General features: G+C 64.6%; 16 protein-coding genes, 1 tRNA gene and 1 riboswitch. Of the genes, 7 read left to right on the forward strand and 10 right to left on the reverse strand.

The window, feature by feature from the left end:
• The first annotated feature begins 8 nt into the window (after positions 1-8).
• Positions 9-2,510, forward strand: a complete 2,502-nt coding sequence (locus tag ACVWY3_RS30475; RefSeq protein WP_456841767.1) for an EAL domain-containing protein — start codon at positions 9-11, stop codon at positions 2,508-2,510.
• Positions 2,511-2,522: 12 nt separating this feature from the next.
• Here ACVWY3_RS30475 and ACVWY3_RS30480 read toward each other — a convergent pair whose 3' ends face one another.
• Both ACVWY3_RS30480 and trxA read right to left on the reverse strand, forming a co-directional pair.
• Positions 2,523-3,200 carry an LON peptidase substrate-binding domain-containing protein gene (locus tag ACVWY3_RS30480; protein ID WP_456841768.1) on the reverse strand — a complete coding sequence of 226 codons (678 nt, stop codon included), beginning with the start codon at positions 3,198-3,200 and terminating at the stop codon, positions 2,523-2,525.
• 106 nt (positions 3,201-3,306) lie between these two features.
• On the reverse strand, positions 3,307-4,230 hold the full coding sequence (gene trxA, locus ACVWY3_RS30485) for a thioredoxin (protein WP_456841769.1): 924 nt from the start codon (positions 4,228-4,230) through the stop codon (positions 3,307-3,309).
• A 275-nt stretch (positions 4,231-4,505) separates the two neighbouring features.
• Between trxA and ACVWY3_RS30490 the strand changes: the two genes are divergently transcribed.
• From ACVWY3_RS30490 to ACVWY3_RS30505, 4 genes are all read left to right on the forward strand, one after another.
• Positions 4,506-4,580: transfer RNA gene (locus tag ACVWY3_RS30490), tRNA-Gly, on the forward strand.
• A 76-nt stretch (positions 4,581-4,656) separates the two neighbouring features.
• The gene (locus tag ACVWY3_RS30495; RefSeq protein ID WP_456841770.1) at positions 4,657-5,640 is read left to right on the forward strand and encodes an NAD-dependent epimerase/dehydratase family protein; all 984 of its coding nucleotides are present in this window, start codon (positions 4,657-4,659) and stop codon (positions 5,638-5,640) included.
• Between the two features lie 374 nt (positions 5,641-6,014).
• Positions 6,015-7,289 (forward strand): PQQ-dependent sugar dehydrogenase, encoded by a 1,275-nt coding sequence (locus ACVWY3_RS30500; RefSeq protein WP_456841771.1) that lies wholly within the window; start codon positions 6,015-6,017, stop codon positions 7,287-7,289.
• A 193-nt stretch (positions 7,290-7,482) separates the two neighbouring features.
• On the forward strand, positions 7,483-8,076 hold the full coding sequence (locus tag ACVWY3_RS30505) for a c-type cytochrome (RefSeq protein ID WP_456841772.1): 594 nt from the start codon (positions 7,483-7,485) through the stop codon (positions 8,074-8,076).
• A gap of 74 nt (positions 8,077-8,150) precedes the next feature.
• On the opposite strand, the gene panE is transcribed toward ACVWY3_RS30505, so the two are convergent.
• From panE to ACVWY3_RS30525, 4 genes are all read right to left on the reverse strand, one after another.
• The gene (panE, locus tag ACVWY3_RS30510; protein ID WP_456841773.1) at positions 8,151-9,074 is read right to left on the reverse strand and encodes a 2-dehydropantoate 2-reductase; all 924 of its coding nucleotides are present in this window, start codon (positions 9,072-9,074) and stop codon (positions 8,151-8,153) included.
• A 112-nt stretch (positions 9,075-9,186) separates the two neighbouring features.
• A complete protein-coding gene (locus ACVWY3_RS30515) occupies positions 9,187-9,795 on the reverse strand; it encodes a 2-hydroxychromene-2-carboxylate isomerase (protein ID WP_456841774.1) in 609 nt (202 codons plus the stop codon).
• A gap of 90 nt (positions 9,796-9,885) precedes the next feature.
• Complete coding sequence (locus ACVWY3_RS30520; protein WP_456841775.1) at positions 9,886-11,235, reverse strand: MATE family efflux transporter; 1,350 nt, start codon at positions 11,233-11,235, stop codon at positions 9,886-9,888.
• Between the two features lie 88 nt (positions 11,236-11,323).
• The gene (locus ACVWY3_RS30525; protein ID WP_456841776.1) at positions 11,324-11,920 is read right to left on the reverse strand and encodes a DUF2239 family protein; all 597 of its coding nucleotides are present in this window, start codon (positions 11,918-11,920) and stop codon (positions 11,324-11,326) included.
• A gap of 153 nt (positions 11,921-12,073) precedes the next feature.
• On the opposite strand from ACVWY3_RS30525, the gene ACVWY3_RS30530 reads away from it, so the two are divergent.
• Positions 12,074-12,739, forward strand: a complete 666-nt coding sequence (locus ACVWY3_RS30530) for a glutathione S-transferase family protein (protein WP_456841777.1) — start codon at positions 12,074-12,076, stop codon at positions 12,737-12,739.
• A 119-nt stretch (positions 12,740-12,858) separates the two neighbouring features.
• Here ACVWY3_RS30530 and ACVWY3_RS30535 read toward each other — a convergent pair whose 3' ends face one another.
• Both ACVWY3_RS30535 and ggt read right to left on the reverse strand, forming a co-directional pair.
• The gene (locus ACVWY3_RS30535) at positions 12,859-14,154 is read right to left on the reverse strand and encodes an MFS transporter (protein ID WP_456841778.1); all 1,296 of its coding nucleotides are present in this window, start codon (positions 14,152-14,154) and stop codon (positions 12,859-12,861) included.
• A 95-nt stretch (positions 14,155-14,249) separates the two neighbouring features.
• Entirely contained in the window at positions 14,250-15,998 is a 1,749-nt protein-coding gene (gene ggt, locus ACVWY3_RS30540; RefSeq protein WP_456841779.1) for a gamma-glutamyltransferase, read from the reverse strand.
• A 103-nt stretch (positions 15,999-16,101) separates the two neighbouring features.
• On the opposite strand from ggt, the gene ACVWY3_RS30545 reads away from it, so the two are divergent.
• Entirely contained in the window at positions 16,102-17,487 is a 1,386-nt protein-coding gene (locus ACVWY3_RS30545; protein ID WP_456841780.1) for an MFS transporter, read from the forward strand.
• A gap of 108 nt (positions 17,488-17,595) precedes the next feature.
• Here the strand turns inward: ACVWY3_RS30545 and purH are convergent, their stop codons facing one another.
• Complete coding sequence (purH, locus tag ACVWY3_RS30550) at positions 17,596-19,188, reverse strand: bifunctional phosphoribosylaminoimidazolecarboxamide formyltransferase/IMP cyclohydrolase (RefSeq protein WP_456841781.1); 1,593 nt, start codon at positions 19,186-19,188, stop codon at positions 17,596-17,598.
• Positions 19,189-19,212: 24 nt separating this feature from the next.
• Positions 19,213-19,294, reverse strand: a riboswitch (ZMP/ZTP riboswitch).
• A 59-nt stretch (positions 19,295-19,353) separates the two neighbouring features.
• Positions 19,354-21,072 carry a heparinase II/III family protein gene (locus tag ACVWY3_RS30555; protein ID WP_456843496.1) on the reverse strand — a complete coding sequence of 573 codons (1,719 nt, stop codon included), beginning with the start codon at positions 21,070-21,072 and terminating at the stop codon, positions 19,354-19,356.
• Positions 21,073-21,220 lie beyond the last annotated feature (148 nt).

A 21,220-nucleotide genomic window follows, 5' to 3' on the forward strand; every position in this document is an offset into this window, starting at 1 on the left:
GATTTTGAATGTTCCGCGTTTTTGCCTGCCTCGCGGTGGAGCATGACTGGCGGCTTGTCATGCTCGCCGGCCTGGTCTGCTTCGCCGCAAGCATTGTCGCCGTCAGCATCTTTCATCGCGCGATCGCCTCGCGAGCCTGGGCGCGGCTGATCTGGATTGCGATCGCCGGCGCCGCCATCGGCTACGGAATCTGGGCAACGCATTTTGTCGCAATGCTCGCCTACGAGCCCGGCGTCCCGACCGGTTACGGCCTTGTTCTGACGGCGCTGTCGCTCGCTGCGGCAATGATCCTGACGTCGGGCGGCTTCGGCGTTGCCGTCAACAATTCGGGCCGCTGGCGCGCGGCAGCCGGTGGCGGCATCATCGGCGACGGCATTGCAAGCATGCACTATATCGGCATGTGGGCCCTCGAGGTGCCGGGTCGTGTGACCTGGTCGCCGGGGCTGGTGTTCATCTCGATCGTCCTCGGCATGGCCCTGGGCTATGCTGCGCTCGCGGTTGCCCTCGGCCGCAAGGACAAGTGGGGTACCTTCGCCGCGGCGCTGTTGCTGACGCTCGCCATCGTGTCGCATCATTTCACGGCGATGGGGGCCGTTGAGATCGTCCCAGACCTGACACCGGCAAACCATACATTGTCGCTGTCTCCGACCTTCCTCGCCGTGGCAATTGCAGGTGTGGCCCTGTCGGTCCTCGGGATGAGCCTCGTCGGCGTGCTGGCGGATCGCCGCCTTGCGACCAGGACCAGCAGGTTCGAGCAGATCATCAGTGAGCTTTCGCTGGCCAGGCAGCAGGTGGAACAGTCGCAACAGGAAATCCAGGACCAGAAACTCAGGCTGGACACGGCCATCAACAACATGGTCGAGGCTCTCTGCATGTTCGATGCGGAGAAGCGGCTCGTCGTCTGCAACGAGCGCTATGCCCGACTCTATCAGTTGCCGCCGGAACTGCTGAGAACGGGGACCCCGCACGCCGACATCATCAGGCACCGCGTCGTGACCGGCATCCTCCGGAGCGACACCAGCGAGGGCGCTGCCGCGCAATTCCTCTCGAAATTGGCCGCGTTGCCGTTCGACGCAGTATCGAGCAGAATCGACGAGTTCGCGGATGGTCGGTTGATCTGCGTGACGCGCCAGCCAATGGCCGGCGGCGGGTGGGTGGCTACGCATCTCGACGTGACCGAGCAACGCCGGTCCGAGGCCAAGATCGCTCATATGGCGCAACACGATGCGTTGACCGATTTGCCAAATCGCGTGCTGCTCAGGGATCGGATGGAGCATGCACTCGCAGTGACGCGCAATGGTGGCCTCGATCTGGCGGTGCTCATGCTCGATCTCGACCGCTTCAAGGAAGTCAACGACACGCTGGGACATCCCGCGGGTGATTCCCTGTTACGCGCCGTGGCTGCGCGTTTGCGCGAGTGCACCAATGAAACCGCGTTGATCGCTCGGCTGGGCGGCGACGAGTTCGCCGTGATCGACTATGTGACAAACCCGGCCGTCGAGGCCGCCACCCTCGCCGAGACCATCAGAAAGGCGCTTTGCGAGCCCTTCGATCTCGGCGATCACCGGGTCCTAGTTGGTACCAGCATCGGCATTGCCATCGCGCCGCGCGATGGCAACGACTCCGACATGCTCATGAAGAGCGCGGATCTGGCGCTCTACTCGGCCAAGAGCGGTGGGCGCGGTGCATTCCGTTTCTTCGAGCCGAAACTCGACGAGCTCATGCATGCTCGACGCAACCTCGAGCGCGACATGCGGGATGCACTTGCCGCCGGTGAATTCGAACTGCACTACCAGCCGTTCGTCGATACCGCGACCGGCGAGATCCGCGGCTTCGAAGCCTTGCTGCGCTGGCACCACCGGCGACGAGGTCTGGTCATGCCCGGCGAATTCATTCCGCTCGCGGAGGAGACCGGTCTGATCGTGCCGCTCGGCGAATGGATCTTGAGAAACGCCTGTGCGGAAGCCGCCAAATGGCCCGCCCATCTCAGGATCGCGATCAACCTGTCTCCCGCTCAATTCAGGAGCAAGGAGCTTGTCCCGGTCATCGTCGGTGCACTGGCGAGTTCGCAGGTTGCGCCACACCGGCTCGAGCTCGAGGTGACCGAGACGGTGATCATGCATGACAGCGAAGCCGTGTTCGAAGCGCTCGGCCAGCTACGCGACCTCGGCGTGCACATCGCACTGGACGATTTCGGCACCGGCTATTCATCGCTGAGCTTTCTGCAAAGATTCCCGTTCGACAAGGTCAAGGTCGACCGCAGCTTCGTCAACGAACTCTCCAGCGCAAGGCCAGACGCGCGCCATCTCGCGCGCGCAGTCGTTCGCTTCGCAGTCAGCCTCGGCAAGACGACCACCGCCGAAGGCGTCGAAACCAACGAGCAGCTGGACATCCTCCGTGAAGAGGGGTGTGGCGAAACGCAAGGCTACTATTTCAGCCGGCCGATGCGCGCATCCGACATCGCGAACATGTTGAGGCGCGGCACAAGGGCAGCCATCCGCGCCGCGTGAGCCGTCAGACCTTCACTGCAACGGCGGATCGCCGCTGGTGCGCTTCTTGGCGAGGTCCATCTCGGTCACCGCGATCAGGATCTCGGCGCGGGTCTTGAGGTCCGGCGCCTCAAGCATGGCCTGCTTCTCCGCGGGACCGTAGGGCGACATCATCGCCAGCGCGTTGACCAGCGCCTCGTTGGGCGCGCTTTCGACGCCTTCCCAGTCGACCTTGAGATTATTGGCCTTCAAGAAGTCCGCCAGCACGGACAGCAGCGCCTCGCGATCGACCTCGTCCTCGCCCATGCGCGCGGTGAAATCGTCGACGAAGGCGAAGAAATCCACCTTGCATTGGCGGTAGGCGGTCAGCACCTCCAGCTCCTCGACCACCTTGAAGCGCGAGACGCCGGTGAGCTCGAGGATGTAGCGGCCGTCGCCGGATTCCGCGAGCTGGGTGATTCGGCCGACGCAGCCGACGCGGAACAGCGCCGGCTTGTCCGAATTTTTCGGCGAATGCGCCACGTCGGGCTGGATCATGCCGATCAGGCGATGACCGTCGCGGAACGCATCGTCGACCATCGCGAGATAGCGCGGCTCGAAGATGTTGAGCGGCATCTGGCCGCGTGGCAGCAACAGCGCGCCAGGCAGCGGGAACACCGGAATGATCTCCGGAAGGTCGGCGGGCCCGCGATATTCGATGTTGATCGGCATCTGGTCCCCGCTAGAGCATGGATGCGGACCCGCAGGGCCGCGCTAGCGCAAAGCGTGTAGCGGTTTTCCGCTCAGATCATGCTCAAACAATAGTCGCGCTCTTTCCTTACGAGAACAGGATCGTCGACAAACGCTTGCGCCCCTCGACGGTTGCATCATCCGTGCCGCCCCAAGCCTCGAAAAACTGCACCAGCTGCTTGCGGGCGCCGTCATCGTTCCACTTGCGGTCGCGCTTGACGATTTCGAGCAGCTGCTCGGTGGCCGCAGTGCGGTTGCCTTGCGCGTTGAGCGCGGTGGCAAGGTCGAATCGTGCCTGATGATCGAGCGGATTTGCGGCGACTTTCTGTTCCAGCTCGGCGACCGGACCAAGCTGCTCCGCCTGCTCGGCGAGATCGATCGTGGTCTGCACGGCCTTCACCGCGGGGTCGTTGCGCTTGGATTCCGGCACCATGGCCAGCGTCTGCTTGGCCTGCTCCATCGCGCCTGACACGGCATAGCACTTCGCGAGGCCGGCAAGGGCCGCGATGTTGGTCGAATCATGCTGGAGCGCCTCGGCATAGATCTGCGCGGCCGCCGTGGCATCGCCCTCGGCCAGCACCGCTTCGGCCTCCTGTACGATCTCGGCGACGTTGACCTCGCCCGGCGCGGTCATGCCCTTGGTCAGCCTCTCGATGAAGGCGTTCACCTGGCTTTCCGGCACGGCGCCCATGAAGCCGTCGGCAGGCTGGCCGTTGACGAAGGCGATCACGGCCGGGATCGACTGGATGCCCATCTGGCCCGGGATCGCCGGGTGCTGGTCGATGTTCATCTTGACCAGCTTGACCTTGCCCTTGGCCGCCTTGACCGCCTTTTCCAGCACAGGGGTGAGTTGCTTGCAGGGGCCGCACCACTCCGCCCAGAAGTCGATCAGCACCGGCTGGCGCTTCGATTCCTCGATGACGTCCTTCACGAAGGTCTGGGTGGTGGTGTCCTTGATCAGATCGGCCGCAGCCGGGCTCGCCGCTCCGTTACCCTGGTCGATGATCGTCACGGGATTCCCTCGTCTGATGTCTGGAATGGCGGCTCTTTAGCACGTCGCCAATTCTTATGCTGTGGTGTCGGCGCTAAAATTGGGCCGGGACGGCCGAATTTCAATCCATCACGGCCAATTCGGCGGTTCCAGGGCATTTTGGTCGATTTGCCGCGCGTTCGGCTCCATTTGGGGCCTCAAAGATACCAATCTATACCGCGGGTAGCTGTTGCATTCCCCTCCCGCTTTTGGCATACGACAGCCGTTGCCGGCGCGTCATGCGACCGAAACAGGATGCGGGTGTAGCTCAGTGGTAGAGCACGACCTTGCCAAGGTCGGGGTCGAGGGTTCGAGCCCCTTCGCCCGCTCCAATTTTTCCCAGAGCATCCAGCCAAACCGGGTCGGGACCCGGTTTTCCATGCCGCGGGTGGCTGTATCGGGTCTCACATGACAATTTTGGTTACGGGCAGCGCGGGTCACCTCGGGGAGGCGATTCTCAGCACGCTTCGCGGGCGCGGTTCCTCGGCACGTGGAATCGACCTCAAGGCTTCGCCCTTCACCGACGCGGTCGGCTCGATCGTCGATCCCGACTTCGTGCGGGAGCAGATCGACGGCGTCACCGCCGTGATCCACACCGCGACGCTGCACAAGCCGCATGTGGCGACCCACAGCAAGCAGGATTTCGTCGACACCAACGTCACCGGGACGCTCAACCTGCTCGAGGCAGCGGCTGCCGCCGGCGTGCGCAGCCTCGTCTTCACCAGCACCACCAGCGCGTTCGGCTCGCAGCTTCGCCCCGAAGCCGGCCAGGCGGCGGTGTGGGTCACCGAGGACCTGCCGCCGGTGCCAAAAAACATTTACGGCACGACCAAGCTGATGGCCGAGACCCTCTGCGAGCTGTTCTTTCGCGAGCGCGGTCTGCCGGTCGTCATCTTGCGGACCTCGCGCTTCTTTCCGGAGGACGATGACGATCCCGCGATGCGCTCTGCTTACCCGCTGGACAACGCACAGGCCAATGAGCTGCTCTATCGCCGCGTGGATATAGCGGACGCGGTGAGCGCGCATCTGCTGGCCGTCGAGCGCGCGCCGAAGATCGGCTTTGGCCGCTACATCGTCTCGGCCACGAGCCCGTTCGCACAGCACCATCTCGCGGCGCTGGCGCGCGACGCTGCCGCTGTCGTGCGCGCGCTCTATCCCGACTGCGAGCAGCTCTATGCCGCGCGCGGCTGGCGGCTGTTTCCGCGGATCGACCGCGTCTATGTCAATGAGCGCGCGCGGCGCGAGCTCGGCTGGCGGCCGGAATTCGACTTTGCCCATGTGCTGCGCAGCCTTCGCGATGGCCGCGATTTCCGCAGCGCGTTAGCGCGCGTAGTCGGTTCGAAGGGATATCATGATGCGGCTTTCGACGACGGGCCCTACCCCGTCGCCTGATGAGCGCCGCGTTCGTCATTTTGCTCGATGCATCAAGTGTCTGCTCGGCGTCGCCGCGAGCAAAGTCGGCCCGAGCCGTTCTACTGTGCATGGGGTTGTTTCGCAGTTTGGTTTGATGCCCCTCGTGCTGTCTGCAGACCAGGTCGCGCGCGATCTTGATTCCGCGTTGCAGCGACAGTGCGGGGGGCGCGTTGATTGACATTCCGTCTCAATTTTTACTGAGCGTAACTGCAGCGTACCCGACTCGCTTCTCACCGCTGGCAGATGTGCTAACCTTTTTGCGTCTGCCGCTCGGCGGATCCCAAACTTCGTCTCTCGACTAGCCATAACAAAATAAAGCGCGGCCTTGACGGCTGCCTTAGGGGAGTGACGCGATGACATCGATGTTCCATCGATCCGTGTTGGCGCTTGCAGCCGTAGCCCTTCTTGCGGGGACCAGCGTCGGCAATGCGCAACAGGAGGACAAGAATCGGGCGCTGAAGAAATACGAATCCGGCACCAAGGAATTCTGGACCCATCCACCGGATGACTGGTTCTTGGGCGACGAGACCGAGGCGCAGAAGGGCCTCGCGCCGCCTTCGGGTCCGCCGACTGGCGCCTCCGACGCCGAGCTCGCCAACATCGTCAAGAAGGTCAAGCTGCCGCCGGGCTTCAAGATGGAGGTCTATGCCTCCGGCGTGCTGGCCGCGCGGCAGATGGCCTGGGGTGACAAGGGCACGCTGTTCGTCGGCTCGTTCGGCCTCGGCAACGTCTATGCCATCAAGGACAACAACGGCAAGAAAGAGGTCAAGACCATTCTCAAGGGGCTGAACATGCCCACGGGGCTCGCCGTCAGGGACGGCGCGCTCTACGTCATCGCCGTCGACAAGCTGATCCGCTATGACGATATCGAGAACAAGCTCGACAATCCCGGCGAGGGCAAGGTCGTCTATGACGACATGCCGTCCTATGCCGCGCATGGCTGGAAGTACATCGCCGTCGACAAGGAAGGCTGGTTCTTCATACCGTTCGGACCGCCCTTCAATGTCGGCATTCCCCCGACCAGCGTGTCGCAGATCCGCCGCGTCGATCCCAAGACCGGCAATGCGGAAATCTGGGCGCTCGGCGTTCGCAACTCGGTCGGCGGCGACGTCGATTCGCGCACCGGCAAGTACTGGTTCACCGAGAACGCGCGCGACTGGATCAGCGATGACCTGCCGAGCGACAAGCTGAACATGATCAACAAGATCGGCGAGCATTTCGGCTATCCCTATTGCCACCAGGGCGACCTGCCCGATCCGAAGTTCGCGATGGGCCACAAATGCTCCGAGTTCACGCCGCCCGTGCTGAATCTCGGTGCGCATGTCGCCCCGCTCGGCATGAAGTTCTACACCGGCGATCAATTCCCCGCCGAATACAAGAACAACATCCTGATCGCCGAGCACGGCTCCTGGAATCGCCACAAGTACCAGGGCGGCCGCATCGTGCGCGTGATCGTCGGGCCCGACGGCAAGAACGCCAAGCAGGAGGTGTTCGCCTCCGGCTGGATCGACGGCGACCAGGGCTATCTCGGCCGTCCCGATGACATCATCCTTGCCAAGGACGGCTCGATCCTCGTCGCCGACGACTGGGCCGGCGCGATCTATCGCATCAGCTACAGCAAGAAGTAGCCGGCACGAACGAACGCTGCGGCCGGTGACGGCCGCGGCTTTTCCATTTCATCGTCCAATGCTGTCGTTCCGGATTGCGCGCCGCTCGCGCGCAAGTCCGGAACCCCTAACCCCGATTCGTGGTTATGGATTCCGGGCTCGCGCCAAGCGGCGCGCCCCGGAATGACGACCTCGATAGATCGGAATCCCACCCATGCGCCGGCAGTTCATCTCGCACGCAATCCGCGCGGTTGCGCTCGCAACGCTTGCATTCGTTCCAGCAAGCGCCGCCGACAACGCCGCGATCAAGGATAAGGCCGCTGCCTGCTCCGGCTGCCATGGCGAGAACGGCATTTCGCAGACGGAGAACATCCCCTCGCTGGCCGGCCAGCCCGACCAATTCATCCAGTGGCAGCTCGTGTTCTTCCGCGCCGGCTCGCGCAAGAACGACCAGATGCAGCCGATCGTGGAGGAGATCGCCAACGAGGACATCCGCAATTTTGGCGCCTATTTCTCGCAAATGACGCCGCCGAAGGCAGCGAAGGACACTGATCCCGATCTGTCGAAGAAGGGCGCGCAAGTGGCCGCCGGCCGCCGCTGCGCCTCATGCCACACCGATAGCTTTGCTGGCACCAAGGCGGTGGCGCGGCTCGCGGGCCAGCGCGAGGAATATCTGGTCAAGGCGCTGCACGACTACAAAGCGGGCGCGCGCGTCGGCGGCGGCGTCGCCGCGATGGCCGATGTCGCCTATCACATGAGCGACGAGGAGATTACCGCGGTCTCGCACTATCTCGCGTATTTCAAGTAAGGCTCGGTGTAGCCATCACCACAGCTCGTCGTCCGGAGCGCGCAGAGCGCGAACCCGGGACGACAGTGCCGTGGTTAGCTCGCCCGCTGCCTCTCATATGCTTTGAGATGCGTATACGCGATGCGCAGCTTCGGCACCGGCACCTTGGCGGCATCGGCGCGCGCGATGAGATCGCCGATCACGTGATCGGCTTCGACTGGCAGGCCCGCCTGGATGTCGCGGAACATTGAGGCAGTCATCGGCGAGCCCTCGGTCGTCAGATTCCCCTTCACGCGCTCGAAAAACGGGCCGCCTGGCGTATAGCCTGACGCAGTCGCGATCGCGCTGGTCTCATCCAGCATGCCCAGCAAGAAGTCGCGGCCGCCGGGCGCGGCGAGGATGTTGCCGACGGAGGTGCGCATCAGGCTGGTGGAAGCTGCAAGCGAGGACAGGAACACCCACTTCTCCCACATATCCTGCATGATGTTCTGGCTGGCGGCGGCGCCATTGATGCCGCTCTTGAAGACCTCGTCGATCGCCTTGACGCGATCCGACAGTTTGCCGTCGCGTTCGCCGTAGTTGAGCGACTGCATCGGCTGGAGCTGCACCACCTCGCGCTTCTCGTTCAGCGTCGCGGCGATGGCGCAGAGCCCGCCGAGCACGCGCTCCTTGCCAAACCTCTCGTCGAGGATATCGAGATGCTTCATGCCGTTCAGCATCGGGATGATCGATGTGTTCGGACCGACCGCGGGCGCGAACGACTTCATGGCGTCGTCGAGGTCGAACGCCTTGCAGCTCAAGAGCACGACATCGAATTTCTCTTTGAGCGTGTCGGCCTGCACGGTCGGCGGATTCTTCAGGGTCACATCGCCATTCGGGCTCTTGATGACGAGGCCGGCGCTCGCGAGCTCGCTGGCGCGGCGCGGGCGGACCAGGAAGGTGACGTCGCGACCGGCCTGCAACAGCCTGCCACCAAAATAGCCGCCGATAGCGCCGGCGCCGACCACGAGAATGCGCATGGGATATTCCTTTTGTTGCTATTGGCGGTTCATCTATAGTCGTCATTGCCAGCGAAGCGAAGCAATCCAGGATGCTGCCGCGATCACATTCTGTCGCCGGAGAATGAGGGGGCTACTTCTCGAGCACCATCTCCTCGACCTCGCGCAACTGTTCCTTGCCGAAGAACATCTCGTTGCCGACGAAGAAGGTCGGCGACCCGAAAGCGCCGCGGGCAACCGCCTCCTCGGTGTTCCTGATCAGCTTGCCCTTCACTTCCGGTTCCTGGGCGCGAGCGAACAGCTTTTGCGCATCGAGACCGGAGGACGCCAGCGCTTTCGCCGCGACTTGCGGATCGTCCATCTTCTTTGGCTCGCGCCACATGTGGTGGAAGGCGGCCTCGACATATGTCTCGAACACGCCTTCGAGCTGCGCGGCGATGGCCGCGCGCATCAGGTTCAGCGTGTTGACAGGGAAATGCGGATTGAAGACGTAGGGCTGGACCTTGAACCGCTTGATGAAGCGCTCGGTCTCGATCTGCTGGAACTCGCGCTTGTTCTTGATGCCGGCGAGCGTCTCGGCCGGCGACTTGTTGTTGGTCGATTTGAAGATGCCGCCGAGCAGGATCGGCACATATTCGAACTTGACGCCGATGCGCTGTTCGATCGCGGGGATCGCGAGATGGCTGAGATAGGCGTTCGGGCTGCCGAAATCGAACAGGAATTGCGGGGCTGTGCGGGTCAAGATCGTTCTCCCTGGTGTCGCTTTTTGCCCATTGTGGCGCAGCCCGCGCCACGGGTCCACCGTTTAATGATGGTCGTAATACTTTGATGATCAGACCGGACGCCGGACCGCGCGCCGGCGCCAGACCAGGAGGTAATAGCCCGTCTGCAAGACGAGCATGGCGCAGAACACGATCGGATAGGCCGCCCACACGCCCGCAAAGCCGATGGTGCGGCTCAGGATCACCGCGGACGGCAGCTCGATCGCGACGATGGCGAAGATCGACAGCAGCATCGGCGTCAGCGCCACGCCGGCGGCGCGCATCGCGCCGGTAAATGTGGTCGCAAGGCCGAACGGCACCGAGCTCCACAGGGCGACGTACAGCAGTCCTTTCGCCAGATCGAGCACGGCGCCGTCGGTGATGAAGAGGCCGAGCACGGCGCGCGGCACGAGATAGACCAGCGCCACCAGCCCGCCGGTCAGCACAACGTTGAACGCGAGCCCGGTGCGTACGATGCCGTGGAGCCCAGCGCTGTCGCCGCGGCCGATCGCCTGCGCGCCCAGAATCGACACCGCGATCGAAATCGACATCGCCGTGAACTGCGTATAGCCCATCACCTGGTTGACGGCGCCGTAGGCCGCGGTAGCGTCGGACCCAAAGCCATTGACGAGGCCGAGCAGCACCAGTTCGGCGATTGCCATCACCACCATGCCGATGGCGCTCGGCAGTCCGATGCCGAGGATCCTTCCGAGCACGGCGCGATTGAGCCGGAGATGACGCAGCAGTGCAGCATCAGGCGCAAGGGCATGTCTCGTCCGCAGCAGATAGATGGCCAGCGCGAGCAGCGTCAGCGCGTTGGCGATCGCAGCCGCCCATGCCGGGCTGGTGATGCCAGCGGCGGGCAGTCCGACTGAGCCACGGATCAGCATCGGCGTCAGAATCAGGCCGATCGCAGTCGACAATGCCAGCGCCAGCAGCGGCGTGAGCGCATCGCCGACACCGCGGATCATTGCCGTCGTCAGTAGGAATACGAAACCGAGCGGCATCGTCAGCAGCATGACGCGCGCATAGGCGCTGGCCTGGTCGAGGATGTCCGCGGGCGTCGCGAGGGCCATCATCAATTGCCGGCTCAAGGTCCCGCCGATCAATGCGACGGAAATCGCGAGCAGGAGGCCGACCGCCAGCGTCGTGCCGACAACGCTTCTGATTTTGTTGTATTCGCCCGCGCCAAACGCCTGACCGATCAGAACGGTGGCGCCGGTGCTCAGCCCCATAACGAAGGCGGACAAAAAGAACATGACCGGAAAGAGCGCCGACACCGCGGCGAGCGCGTCGACGCCGATCATCTGCCCGAGAAAGACGTTGCTGACGGTGCCGAACAGCGATTGCAGCGCGTTGCTCAGCATCAACGGGGCGAGGAAGCGGAGGAATGTGGTCCAGAGCGGTTTGGCGGCAGACATGGATAGGCCTTTCAACAGAGCGCACGAAGCCGTCACCGCGCGCAATGCGCGGCTCGGCCGTCGATGGGGTTGTGAGGAACGCCGCGCCTTAAGCGCGGTCGCTGTAGGCGAGCTTGACGACATGGTCGCGGATGTCGGTCGGCCAGTCCGCGATCAGCCCGGTGAAGCGCCGCCGGTCATCCGCGAACAATGCGCGCGAAGCTTCCTCGAACTGCGGCAGGTTGCCCGCCATGGTCGACATGAAGTGATAGGCCGCATCGCGCGCCTGCCGCTCGCGATCCTTGTCGCCGCTGGCACGCCGCGCCTCGTCGACGAGCTTGCGCAGCGCGACCGACGCGCCGCCCGGTTGCGCGTTGAGCCACTCCCAGTGCCGTGGCAGCAGTGTCACCTCGCGCGCGACCACGCCGAGTTTCGGCCGGCCGCGCCCGCGCGGCTCGCTCGGTGCTGCAGTCTCCTCGACCGCCGATGGGAGGAGCTTGGCCAACCGCGCCAGTACCTCGCGATCTCCGCCGCGCAGATCGAAATCGATCGATCGGCCCGTGGCGTCCTCGAAGATGATGATGGGCTCGTCCGGCCGCGGCGCCACGCGCTTGACGACCAGCGCGACCTCTCCGGCCGGCCCGGACGCCAGGCGGCGCGGACCCTGGAATGCGGTGAAAATCTTCTGCATTGGAATCATTGCCATATTTGAGCAGCGTTGGCGGCTTAATACCCGGGTAAATTAGACCCGTCAATATACCCGGGTGAAAATATCCATTACCGATGGCTCGACATTGTGTTCCCGGGCTGGCACGAACGGCGCGGCCGATTGACCACGCCTAGCCTGGGGACTCCACCGATGCTGACCGTTCACCACCTCAACAATTCCCGCTCGCAGCGCGTGCTGTGGCTGCTCGAGGAGTTGGGCGTGCCCTACGAGATCGTGCGCTATCAGCGCCAGCCGGACATGCGCGCGCCGAAGGAACTGCGCGCGATCCATCCGCTCGGCAAGTCGCCCGTCGTCACCGACAACGGCAACACCATCGCGGAGTCTGGCGCGATCATCGAATATATCGTCGCGACCTACGGCAACGGCCGGCTGATCCCGCCGCCCAACACGCCCGAGCGGCTGCGTTTCACCTATTGGCTGCACTACGCGGAGGGATCCGCGATGTCGCCGCTGCTGTTGAAGCTGCTGTTCACGCTGATGCCGAAGCGCGCGCCCGCACTGCTGCGCCCGCTGGTGCGCAAGGTCTCGAACCAGGCGCTCACTGCGTTGGTCAATCCGCAGCTCAAGCAGCACATGGACTACTGGGAAAGCGAGCTTGGCAAGAGCGAGTGGTTCGCCGGCAACGAGTTCACCGCGGCCGATATCCAGATGAGCTTCCCGCTCGAAGCTGCGCAAGCGCGCGGCGGGCTGGAGCAGGGTCATCCGAAGGCGATGGCGTTTCTGGAGCGTATCCACGCGCGGCCGGCCTATGCGCGTGCACTGGAGAAGGGCGGACCGTATCAGGTGGGGCGGTAGTGACCTTCTCCGTCATTCCGGGGCACGCGAAGCGTGAACCCGGAATCTCGAGATCCTCAAGGTGCGCAATTGCGCACCATAGTTCAGTGCTGCGCACCGCCCCGGGATGACGGTACTAGTCAATCCGCGTGCAGCACGCGCCCGCGTGTCTCGGGCAGCGCAAACGCCGCAATGAAGAACACCGCGTAAGCCACCACCGCGAAGATCGCGATGGCATTCGCAAGCGACGTCGTTGCCGACAGTGCACCGACGAGGAACGGGAACAGCGCGCCGATGCCGCGGCCAAAATTGTAACAGAAGCCCTGGCCGGAGCCGCGCAGCCGCGTCGGATAGAGCTCGGTCAGGAACGCGCCGATCCCCGAGAAATAGCCCGAGGCGAAGAAGCCCAGCGGGAAGCCGAGCACCCAGAGGATCTCGTTGGTGAGCGGCAGCTGCGTGTAGAGCAGCACCACGGCTATCGCGCCGATCGAGAAGATCAGGAACAGATTGCGCCGCCCGATCCGGTCGGCGAGCCAGGCGCCGGTGAGATAGCCGATGAAGGAGCCGATGATCAGCGTCGAGAGATAGCCGGTCGAGCCGACGATCGACAGATGACGCTCCTTGGTCAGGAACTGCGGCACCCAGAAAGTGATGGCGTAGTAGCCGCCCTGGCAGCCCGTCGCCATCAGCGACGCCAGGATCGTGGTCTTCAGGATGGGACCTGAGAAGATTTCCCAGAGCGCCGGCCGGTCGCCGCTCGCCGCCTGCCTGGCGCGCGCCTCCGCCGCGATCTCCGGTTCGGTGACGGAGCGGCGGATATAGAACACCAGCAGCGCCGGGAGCGCGCCGATCACGAACATCCAGCGCCACGCCGTCTCCGCCGGCATCAGCGAGAACAGGATCGCCTGCGACAGCACCGCAAGGCCCCAGCCCACTGCCCAGCCCGACTGCACGGAGCCGACCGCGCGTCCGCGATATTGCGGCCGGATCGCCTCGCCCATCAGCACCGCGCCGGCGGCCCATTCGCCACCGAAGCCGAGGCCGAGCACGGCGCGCGCGATCAGGAGCTGATCGAAATTCTGCACGACCGCGCAGACCAGCGAGAAGAACGAGAACCAGATGATCGTGATCTGAAGCGTCCTGACCCGGCCGATGTGATCGGAGAGATAGCCGCCGAGCCAGCCGCCGATGGCGGAGGCCAGCAGCGTCACCGTGCCGGCAAGACCGGCCGAGCCCGCATCGACCTTCCACAGCGCGATGATGGTGCCGATCACCAGCGGGTAGATCATGAAATCCATGCCGTCGAGCGCCCAGCCGGCCGCGCAAGCCCAGAAGGTCCGGCGTTCGGCGACGTTCATGTCGCGGTAGAAGGCGAGAAGGCTGGTATCCTCGATCTCGGCGCGTTCGATACGCTGGTTCGGATCGGCGATCGTCATGTGCGTTTCCCGGCAGTGTCTTTGGCCGGACGGTGGTAGCACGCGCGGCAGCTTGCGCAAGCCGGAGCAGGGGCTTCGCGCCATGCAGGGCAGAGTTACTGCCCTGCTGCCTCTGCGCCTCGGGTGCGCGGATCGGGCGCGCCGAGCGGTCCGTTGGCGGTCACGAGAATCGAGTTGGCCGAGGTCTGCCCCATCGGCTCGACGATGATGTGGTCCATCGCTTTCAACTCGGACAGCACCTTCTCGGGAAAGCCGCTCTCGACGCGGACCTCATCCGGTAGCCATTGGTGATGCAGCCGCGGCGCGGCGACGGCGGCCGCAACATCCATCTTGTAGTCGAGAACGTTCACGATCACCTGGAGCACGGTCGAGATGATGCGGCTGCCGCCGGGCGAGCCCGTCACCAGCACCGGCTTGCCGTCCTTCAGCACGATGGTCGGCGACATCGAGGACAGCGGCCGTTTGCCGGGCCCGGGCAGATTGGCCTCGAAGCCGACGAGGCCGTAGGCATTGGACGCCCCGATCGCCGCGGTGAAATCGTCAAGCTCGTTGTTGAGCAGCACGCCGGTGCCCTCGGCAACGAGGCCGACCCCATAGCTGAAGTTGAGCGTGTAGGTGTTGCTGACGGCGTTGCCGCGGGCGTCGACGACGGAAAAATGCGTGGTGTTGCTGCCCTCCCGCGGCGGGGCGGCGGCGGACACGAGCGCTTTCGATGGCGTGGCGCGTTGGGCGGAAATGCCCGCGCGCAGCTTGGCTGCATAGTCCTTCGCGGTGAGGGTCTCGATCGGCGCGCTGACGAAGGCGGGATCGCCGAGATAGCGCGCGCGATCGGCATAGGCACGCTTCATGGCTTCGATCAAGAGATGCAGCGATGCCGGCGAGCCGTGCTTCAGATCGGCGAGCTGAAAGCCTTCGAGGATGTTGAGCGTCTCCACCAGCACCACGCCGCCTGAGGACGGCAGCGGCATCGAGACGATATCGTAGCCGCGATAGGTGCCGCGCACGGGTGCGCGGATCACTGGCTGATAGATTTTCAGGTCGGCCGACGTCATGATGCCGCCGGCATCGGTCACGGCTTTGGCGATCTTGTCCGCGACCGGTCCTTCATAGAAGCCGCGCGGGCCTTGGGCGGCCACGGCCGACAGCGTTTCGGCGAGATCGCTCTGCACCAGCCGGTCGCCTTCACTGAGCGAGGTCCCATCGGGCCGCGAAAAGATCCTGGCCGAAGCAGGCCAGCGCGCGAGCCGCCGGTGCCAGGCGGGTAGGCTGTCGGCGATGTCGTCGCTGACGATGAAGCCGTCGCGGGCAAGCGCAGTCGCAGGTTCGAGCAGCTGCGCCAGCGTGAAGTGGCCGGAGCCGTATTTATCCAATGCCAGAGCCAGGCCGGCCACCGTGCCGGGTACGCCGACGCCGAGCGCGGAATCGCGCGACTTCGCCGGATCGGGCTTGCCGTCCGGACCGAGGAAGATCTGCGGCGTGGTCGCTGCCGGTGCCGTCTCGCGATAATCGATCGTGATGTCTTCGTTGCGCTCGGCCGAATGGATCACCATGAAGCCGCCACCGCCGATATTGCCGGCGCGAGGATAGGTCACTGCCATCGCAAAGCCGGTGGCGATCGCGGCATCGATCGCATTGCCGCCGCGTCCCAGGATATCGGCGCCGACATGCGCAGAGATCTTCTCCTGTGCCACCACCATGCCGTGCTCGGCGGAAACGGCATGGACGCCGTCGAGTGCTGGCGGGACATACGTCCGCCGCGCATCCTGTGCGGTCGCAGACGCAAGACCAAACGCGAGAGTGGCAATGAAGGCGAAAAACATCCGCCGTGTCGAAGGTGACGACATGATCAAATTTCCGCAGTGGCTTCGGGCCAGTTCACACATGTCATGGTAATGCTATACGGTTTGCGCCCGGTGAGGCAAAACTGTTCGTGATGAGGACTGCGTGATGACGACGATCGCCCAGGATGTGCGTATGGCCGGCGTGCAGCGGACCTATCCGCCGCGCGCCGCCGTCGTCAGCTGGATCTTCTTCGATTGGGCCGCGCAGCCTTATTTCACGCTGATCACGACCTTCGTGTTCGCGCCCTATTTCGCCACCAGCGTTGCGCCAGATGCGGCCACGGGGCAATCGCTGTGGGGCTTTGCGATGGCCAGCGCGGGTCTTGCGATCGCGCTGCTGTCGCCGGTGCTCGGCGCAATCGCCGACGCGTCCGGCCGCAGGAAGCCTTGGATCGCGGGGTTCGGTGCCGTGCTGGTGCTGGCCTCCTGCACGCTGTGGATCGGCAGGCCCGGTGATCCCTCGGTCATTCCGCCGCTGCTCACCGCGGTCGCACTCGCCAGCGTCGGCGCGGAATTCGCCACCGTCTTCAACAATGCCATGATGCCGAGCCTGGTGCCGCCGGATCGGATCGGCCGGCTCTCAGGCACCGGCTGGGCCACGGGTTACATCGGCGGCATCGTCAGCCTGATCATTGTGCTCGGTTTCCTCGCGGCGAATCCCGAGACCGGACGGACGCTGCTCGGCTTTGTGCCGCTGTTCGGGCTCGATCCCGCAAGCCACCAGGGCGACCGCGCCGCGGGACCGCTCACCGGAATATGGTTCATCGTCTTCGTGACGCCGATGTTCCTGTTCACGCCGGACTATCCGGCGAAGCGGCCGTTGGGAGCCGCGCTGCGCGAAGGATTGCTGGAGCTCAAGCAATCGATCAGGAGCCTGCCGCAGCAGAAATCGCTCGCGGCCTTCCTGCTAGCCAACATGATCTACACGGACGGCCTGGTGTCGTTGTTTGCGTTCGGCGGCATCTATGCCGCAGGCACGTTCGGCTGGCACACGATCCAGATCGGCACGTTCGGCATCATGCTGGCGATTGCCGGCACGTTCGGCGCGTGGCTTGGCGGCAAGCTCGACGACCGTCTCGGACCGAAGCGTGTGATTGCCGGCAGCCTGCTGATCCTGCTGCTGGCGGTGGCGGCGATCCTTCTGGTCGACAAGGAGAGTGTGCTGTTCGTCAAGGTCGCGCCGCCGCAAGCAGGCGCGCCCCTGTTCTCGAGCGCGGCCGAGCGCGCCTATCTCGTGCTGGGTAGTCTGATCGGTGCCGCCGGCGGCCCGCTTCAGGCGGCCTCGCGCACGCTGCTGATCCACCTCGCGCCAAAGGACCGCATCGCGCAATATTTCGGCCTGTTCGCGCTGACCGGAAAGGTGACGTCCTTCATCGGCCCGCTGCTGATCGGCATGATCACGGCAGCGACCGCGAGCCAGAAGGCCGGCATGGCCGTGCTGGTGGTGTTTTTCGTTACGGGGCTGGGGCTGTTGATGCGGGTGCGGGATTAGCATCCGCACTGTCATTCCGGGGCATCGCCGAGCGATGAACCCGGAATCCCGAGATTGTCGAGCAAGATTCCGGGTTCGCGCTACGCGCGCCCCCGAATGACAGCAATTTCAATGCCTGAAATGCCGCGTGCCCGTGAACACCATGGCGATGCCGTGCTCGTCGGCGGCCTTGATCACCTCGTCATCGCGCATGGAGCCGCCGGGCTGCACCACGGCGGTGGCGCCGGCCTCAATGCAGGCGAGCATGCCGTCGGCGAAGGGGAAGAACGCATCCGACGCCACCACCGAGCCCTTGGTCAGCGGCTCGGCAAGCTTCAGCTCGTTCGCCGCATCCTGCGCCTTCCGCGCCGCGATCCGGGCTGAATCGACGCGGCTCATCTGGCCGGCGCCGATGCCGACGGTGGCGAGATCCTTGGCATAGATGATGGTGTTGGATTTGACGTGCTTTGCGACTCGGAAAGCAAATTTGAGATCGCGCATCTCGGCATCGGTCGGCGCACGCTTGGTCACGACCTTGAAGGTCATGTCGTCGACCACGGCATTGTCGCGGCTCTGCACGAGCAGGCCGCCGGCGACCGTCTTGGCTGTGAGACCGGGCGCGCGGGGATCGGGAAGGCTGCCGGCGAGCAGCAGGCGCAGGTTCTTCTTCATACCGATGATGGCGATGGCCTCCTCGGTCGCGTCAGGCGCGATGATCACCTCGGTGAAAATCTTCGTGATCTCGCGCGCGGTGTCGACATCGAGCGCGCGGTTCATCGCGATGATGCCGCCGAAAGCCGAGGTGGAATCGCAGGCCAATGCCTTGCGATAGGCGTCAACGAGGTTCGTGCCTTCCGCGACGCCGCAGGGGTTGGCGTGCTTGACGATGACACAGGCTGCGGTGCGCTTGGCGTCGAATTCGCCGATGCATTCATAAGCCGCATCAGTGTCGTTGATGTTGTTGTAGGAGAGCTCCTTGCCCTGGAGCTGTCGCGCGGTGGAAACGCCCGGGCGCTTGTCCGGCGTCGCGTAGAACGCCGCGGTCTGGTGCGGGTTCTCGCCGTAGCGCAGCGACTGGATCAGCCGGCCGCCAAAGGCGCGGAAATCGGGCGCTTCGATCTCGAGCTGTCGGTTGAACCAGTTCGAGATCGCGGCGTCATAGGCCGCGGTGCGCGCATAGGCCTTCGCGGCCAGCCGCCGGCGCAGCTTCAGCGTCGTCGCGCCGTTGTTGGCAGCGAGCTCGTCGAGCACGGCCTTGTAATCCTCTGCCTCGACCACGACGGTGACGTCGTCGTGGTTCTTCGCGGCGGCGCGGATCATCGCGGGTCCGCCGATGTCGATGTTCTCGATGCAATCCTCGAAGCCGGCGCCTTTGTCGACGGTCGCCTCGAACGGATAGAGATTGACGACGAGAAGGTCGATCGGTGCGATGCCGTGCGCCTTCATCGCCTCCGCGTGCTCCTTGTTGTCGCGGATCGCAAGCAGGCCGCCATGCACCTTCGGGTGCAGCGTCTTGACGCGGCCATCCATCATCGCGGGGAAGCCGGTGAGGTCGGAGACGTCCTTCACCTTGAGGCCGGCCGCGGCGATCGCTTTCGCGGTGCCGCCGGTCGAGACCAGCTCGACATCATGCGCGGCAAGCGCCTTGGCGAACTCGATCAGGCCGGCCTTGTCGGAAACGGAGAGAAGAGCGCGGGTGACGCGGCGGGGATGGTCAGTCATGAGCAAGATCCTCTGTTCAGGGAGTGTCTATGCCCAGGCGCGCGGCGGATGTGTCCCGCGCTTCCCGATGGTGCTCCATCCAAGGTCGCCAGTCGCGCGAGCGAGGGCTCGATAGCAGCTTTCGGCGCCCGTCTCAACGGGTAGATAGGAGCGGATCGCGCCTGTCTACAGCGGAAGTTCCGGCTCGCGACGGGCGTTGCGGCGCGCATTGGTGACCGCCGGCGAAGCGGTCGAACGCACAAAGCTCCAGCGGATCGACGCCGCCTGCCGCGCGTCCTGGCGGATCACGATCTGGGCGGTGCGGCGCGGCCCGTCATTGCCGGCCAGGAATACGCTGTCCTCAAGGTCAACCTTGTCGTCGAGCGCTTCAAAGGTCCAGACATCGCGGTTCGGCAGCACCAGCATGACGCCGCGGGCATCCGACAGCCGGCTCGCCTTCACGGCCGGATGCAGGTGGAAGCGCAGCGCGAAATCGGCATCCGCGCCCTTGAAGCGCCCGCCCTGCGGTGGCGACAGCGTGTCCTCGCCGTCGATGCGCGCGCCGTCATTGGTGATCATCAGCACACGGCGATGGATCGCACCGAATTTTGAGAGATAGCCGTCATGCGAGGTCGTCAGCATCGTTCCGTTCTGCACCACCTCGCGATAGCTCTCGACCTCGACCGGCCCGCTGGTGACGGGCGAGCCGTGCAGCAGCCGCTTCATCGCCGACATCTCGACGAACTGGCAGGACGAGGTGTCGTGATAGGTCAGCGTCGAATGCGCCGCGGTGCCGCGTGCGAACGGCCGCCAATTGTCACGGCCCGTGGTCGGCATGCCGCAATTGGTGACGATGCGGCTGATGCCGGAGGACAGTTCGAACGACAGGCAGCCGGCATGGGCGTCGTGACTGATGCCGGCTGGCGGCGGCGGACCGGTGTCGATGATCAGCGTCGTCTGGCCGGCATCGAGGCGCTGGAAGCCGGTATGCGGCATGTTCGCCATCGGCGCGCCGTGGGTGTCGTCATAGGCGAGCAGTGTCGCGAGCAGGTCCGAGGGCGTCGCGCTCATGCCGTTGAACAGCGCGAAATTTCCGTCGCCGTGTCGGAAGAAACGCAGCATCGGCATCATGCGGTCGATGGCATTGAGCAGCGCCGGCGGCGGCGCGATGTTGCGCGCGGCAAAGGTCTGCCGGAGCGGCAACAGGTCGATCAGCAATTCGATCAGCGCACCCGGGTTGCGCGAGATGTGGCCGCCGTCGGGCAGGATCTGCCGCTGCAACTCATCGGAGAGCTTCTTCGACGCGCTGCGGATGTGGCGCGCTTGGTTGGCGAGGCACAGCGCCGTGTAGCACAGCGCGATCAGCACCTGGAGCTTCGGCACCCCGTCGGGGATGTCGACCATGGTGTAGCGCAGCAAGCGGATCTCGCGCGCGAGCGCGCGCAAATAGCGGCGATAGAATTTGTTGTCGGTGTCGCCCAGCACCAGCGGCGCCTGCGACAATAGCGAGATCACACGCCGTGCCAGCACGTCGGCGCGCCGCGCGACCGGGCGGCGCTTGTTGGCGGGGTTGGCGATCCAGTCCTCGACCAGCGCCCGTGCATTGGCCCGCGTCAGCGCGGTGTCGGCGGCGCGTAGGTGGCGCAGCCAGCCGAAGCCGAGCAGGGCGACCTCCCAATCCTCCGACGGCGGCTCGAGATCGAAGATCGAGCGTCCGTGGCAATTGACGATCTTGCCGGCGAAGACGAAGCGGCCGGCATAGATCTCCGCAGCGCGGGTCGCATCCGCGGTACGCAGATCATGCGGCGCGATGATGAGCCGGTCGGTGCGTGCGGGCCAGACCCGCGACAGCGCAACAGAACCGCCGCTCGCGCGCGCGAGCATGTTCCGCGCGAAGCGGTTCATCACCAGCGTCGAGATACGTCTGCGTTGAGCGACCGACACGCCTTGCCTTGGAGGGGAGAGGGTTCCGACGAATCTTTATTAATCCCAAAATCGGACGGCTGACACCACCTTGAACGGTCCGAATCAGGATCGTGGCGGCAAAATCCGG

This window comes from Bradyrhizobium sp. USDA 4486, from assembly GCF_054057995.1.